3 protein-coding genes are annotated in these 3,931 nt (G+C 38.9%); 2 read left to right on the forward strand and 1 reads right to left on the reverse strand.

From position 1 onward, the window contains the following. Positions 1 to 466: 466 nt before the first annotated feature. A complete protein-coding gene (glnA, locus tag PN497_RS14085) occupies positions 467 to 1,900 on the reverse strand; it encodes a type I glutamate--ammonia ligase (protein ID WP_096567252.1) in 1,434 nt (477 codons plus the stop codon). Between the two features lie 622 nt (positions 1,901 to 2,522). Between glnA and apcB the strand changes: the two genes are divergently transcribed. Together apcB and PN497_RS14095 are read left to right on the forward strand one after the other, a co-directional pair. Then, positions 2,523 to 3,032 carry an allophycocyanin subunit beta gene (apcB, locus tag PN497_RS14090; RefSeq protein ID WP_096567250.1) on the forward strand — a complete coding sequence of 170 codons (510 nt, stop codon included), beginning with the start codon at positions 2,523 to 2,525 and terminating at the stop codon, positions 3,030 to 3,032. Between the two features lie 291 nt (positions 3,033 to 3,323). Next, a partial coding sequence (locus tag PN497_RS14095; protein ID WP_096567248.1) for an Rpn family recombination-promoting nuclease/putative transposase occupies positions 3,324 to 3,931 on the forward strand: 608 nt, incomplete at its 3' end.

The raw sequence follows: 3,931 nt of genomic DNA on the forward strand, positions 1-3,931 counted from the left end.
ACTTATGTTGACAAGCATTGACATAAGTGAGTTAAAAAAATCGCCCACTTGATATATAATCCTGCGATATCAAGTATTGAATTAAGACTATTGCCAATGCGAAAACCAAGCAATGATAGCGGTAGTCTTTCTTGTAAATCTTAACTTGAGAAATATCGCGTCTGGCTAAGGCGTGCAAGTCTACTGAGGGATAACTGCTCCCATGCTCCCGTTGAAGTAGAAAGTAAAGTCTAGCTCTGTCTAGGTTTTATATAGCAGCTAACAGTCTTGATTTGAGTAGATAGGTGTTGAAAATTGTCGTGACGCTGCAATCAATATTTTGGCGAAGGCACTAAAACAGACAGGCTATGAAATTGAAGAATAAAAAAGCCACCCTCTGAGGTGGCTAAAAATTGATAAGGGGTACAAGTAGGTTGTACTCCTTTTGCGTTTGATATCACAACGAAAACCGCTATACGGCTTGTAATTAGCAATCGTAATATAAGAAGAATTCGTAGGGATGAGGACGCAACTGCATTTGCTTAACTTCGTTAGCAAGCTTGTAGTCAATCCAGTTTTGGATGAAATCTTCTGAGAATACACCAGTTTCAGTTAAGAAAGCGTGGTCATTTTCCAATGCTTCCAAAGCTAATTCCAAAGAACCAGGAGTAGAAGGAATCTTAGCTAGTTCTTCAGGAGAAAGTTCATAGATATTTCTGTCTAAAGGTTCACCAGGATGGATTTTGTTCTTAATACCATCAATACCAGCGCAAAGCATAGCTGCAAAAGCTAAGTATGGGTTAGAAGTAGCATCAGGACAGCGGAACTCTAACCGTTTAGCTTTGGGGTTGTCACCAGTTAAAGGAATACGTACAGAAGCAGAACGGTTTCCTTGAGAATAAGCCAAGTTAACAGGTGCTTCGTAACCAGGTACGAGACGTTTGTAAGAGTTTGTAGTGGGGTTGGTGATAGCCAATAAAGCTGGAGCGTGCTTGAGGATACCACCGATGTAGTAAAGACCCATTTCGCTCATACCTGCATACTTGTCACCAGCAAATAGGGGTTTACCATTATTCCAAATGGACTGGTGACAGTGCATACCAGAACCATTATCACCAAAAATAGGTTTGGGCATGAAAGTAACGGTTTTACCGTATTTTCTAGCCACGTTTTTGATGACGTATTTGTAAGTCATTAACCAGTCAGCAGCTTCGATCAGCTTACCGAAGCGGAAACCAAGTTCACACTGACCACCGGTAGCTACTTCATGGTGTTGTTTTTCAATGGGTACGCCACATTTAGCCATTGTCAACAACATTTCTGTTCTGATGTCCTGGAAGGTGTCTGTAGGTGGTACAGGGAAATAACCTTCTTTGAAACGGGTTTTGTAACCCAGGTTAGGACCATCTACTTCACCATTTTTACCCTTTCTACCTGTGTTCCAACGACCTTCTACAGAATCTACATAGTAGTAACCGGAGTTAGCGGTTTGGTCATAGCGGACATCATCAAAGATGAAAAATTCCGCTTCTGGACCGAAAAAGGCAGTGTCACCAAGACCTGTAGAAGCAAGATAGTCTACTGCTTTCTGAGCAATCACACGGGGACAACGGTTATACCATTCGCCTGTGCGTGGTTCTTTAATGCTACAAATAATACTTAGAGTTGGTTCTGCCATGAAAGGGTCGATCCAAGCTGTGTTGGGATCTAACACCATTGTCATGTCAGATTCTTCGATACCCTTCCAACCCCGGATACTAGAACCATCGAAAGGTACACCGTCAGTAAATGAACTTTCGTCAATTTGGTTATAGTAAACCGTGAGATGCTGCCAAGTTCCTGGTGTATCAATAAACTTCAGATCGATCATCTGAATGTTTTGGTCCCGAATCATTTTCAAGACTTCTTGTGGCGTTGTCATTGTTACTCCTTCTGTAGCCAATTTTCTAAAATAAAATCAGTTTCTGCCAAAGCATCTTAACTGATATAAAAAAGCTAACTATTGCTAACGAAAGCCAGCTTTTGCTCCCTGTTTCATCCTAAAAGTGTTGGAACTATTTAGTCCACAGGTGAACACGGTCAATTTAACCGCTTTTTCCTGAAATTAGTTGTAGCCAGACCATGACAGTCATAATTTTTACTTACCACAACTAGATGTAGAGACGTTATGTATAACGTCTTTACTGGGATAAAATATATCCATAGTCACCAATTTACTACCATAATTGGCTAGTAGACCGGGTGAATTAACCCAAGTTTTGACACACCACCTTAGATATCGTAAAGAGTAGAGATAAGATAATTATGTATTTTTTGTTACAGATTGTCTAGTTTATAGGTTATGTTAACCTTTCTTGCTAAATCTGCACAAAACAAGAAACTTCATCTTATCGGGGTCAACTTTGGCTTAAAATCCTTATGTAATGGATGAATACTTTTGTGCCACAACTATTTTATGGCTATGGCACAAAACTTTACAGGTGCAAGAGTGCAACCAAATTAATATCAAACCATAGCATAGTCACGATTGGGAGAAATACAGAATGCGCGATGCAGTTACAACTTTAATTAAGAATTATGACGTAGCCGGAAAATATTTTGACCGGAATGCGATTGATAGTCTTACGTCTTATTTTGCAACTGGTACAGCTAGAGTACAAGCAGCAGCAGCGATTAATGCTAATGCAGCAGCGATTGTGAAACAAGCTGGTTCTAAGTTGTTTGAGGAATTACCCGAATTAATTCGTCCTGGTGGTAATGCTTATACAACTCGCCGTTATGCTGCTTGTTTGCGTGATATGGATTATTACCTACGTTATGCTACTTACGCGCTGGTGGCTGCTAACATGAATGTGTTGGATGAGCGTGTTTTGCAAGGTTTACGGGAAACTTATAATTCTTTGGGTGTTCCTATTGCTCCCACAGTGCGCGGTGTGCAAATTATGAAGGATATTGTTAAGGAGCAGGTAGCGGCTGCTGGTGTGCCTAATACTGCTTTTGTGGATGAACCTTTTGATCACATCACTCGTGAGTTGAGTGAACAGGATGTGTAATGGGATGAGGCAGGAGGCGTTAATGTCTTTTTCGTCATTTTGTTTTCATTGTCTGTTGATGTCTGCCATTTTGCGTTGATTAATTTTAGATATCAAAAGATTTTTGCGATCGCACTTTGGCTATTTAGTCAAGGTGCGTTTACTTTTTTTGATAATTGTCTGAACCATAATTGTCTGAATCAGGATGTCCAGGATTTAAGGATTTTCAGGATGTTTATTCAGTATATTTAGTCATGATAAAATAAAAAAAAGGGCGGTAAAATACCGACCAGGAGTATTAATATTAAATTAATGAAAACAGATACTATATTCTACCGCTTATTTCAAGAAATACCAAGTATTTTTTTTGAACTTATAGGTCAATCTCCCGAATTAGCTGAAAGTTATGAGTTTTCATCTATTGAAGTCAAGCAAACAGCTTTTAGAATAGATGGAGTCTTCCTACCTCAAGAAACTACAGCAAATCCCATCTACTTCCTAGAAGTGCAATTTCAGCCAGATGAAGACCTGTACAATAGGTTATTTGCAGAAATATGTTTATATGTACGCCAAAATAAACCTAATTGCGGCTGGAAAGGAGTAGTAATATATCCTAGTCGTGCTATAGATGAAGGTAATATTCAGGACTATGAAGAATTTTTCCTGAGTCAAAGAGTGAGAGTAATTTATTTAGATGAAATAGAAGAAACAACATCATTACCCATTGGGATTGCTACAATTAAACTAATCATTACCAATGAAGAAAAAGCTATCACCCAAGCTAGGGAGTTAATTAACCGTACCAAACAAGAAGTAAAGTCTCAAACACAACAACAACAAATATTAGACATCATCGAGACAATTCTAATCTACAAACTGCCAAGAATGAATAGGGAGGAAATAGAATCAATGTTTGGACT

It is taken from the genome of Sphaerospermopsis kisseleviana CS-549 (assembly GCF_028329225.1).
GTDB classification, from domain to species: Bacteria; Cyanobacteriota; Cyanobacteriia; order Cyanobacteriales; family Nostocaceae; genus Sphaerospermopsis; species Sphaerospermopsis kisseleviana.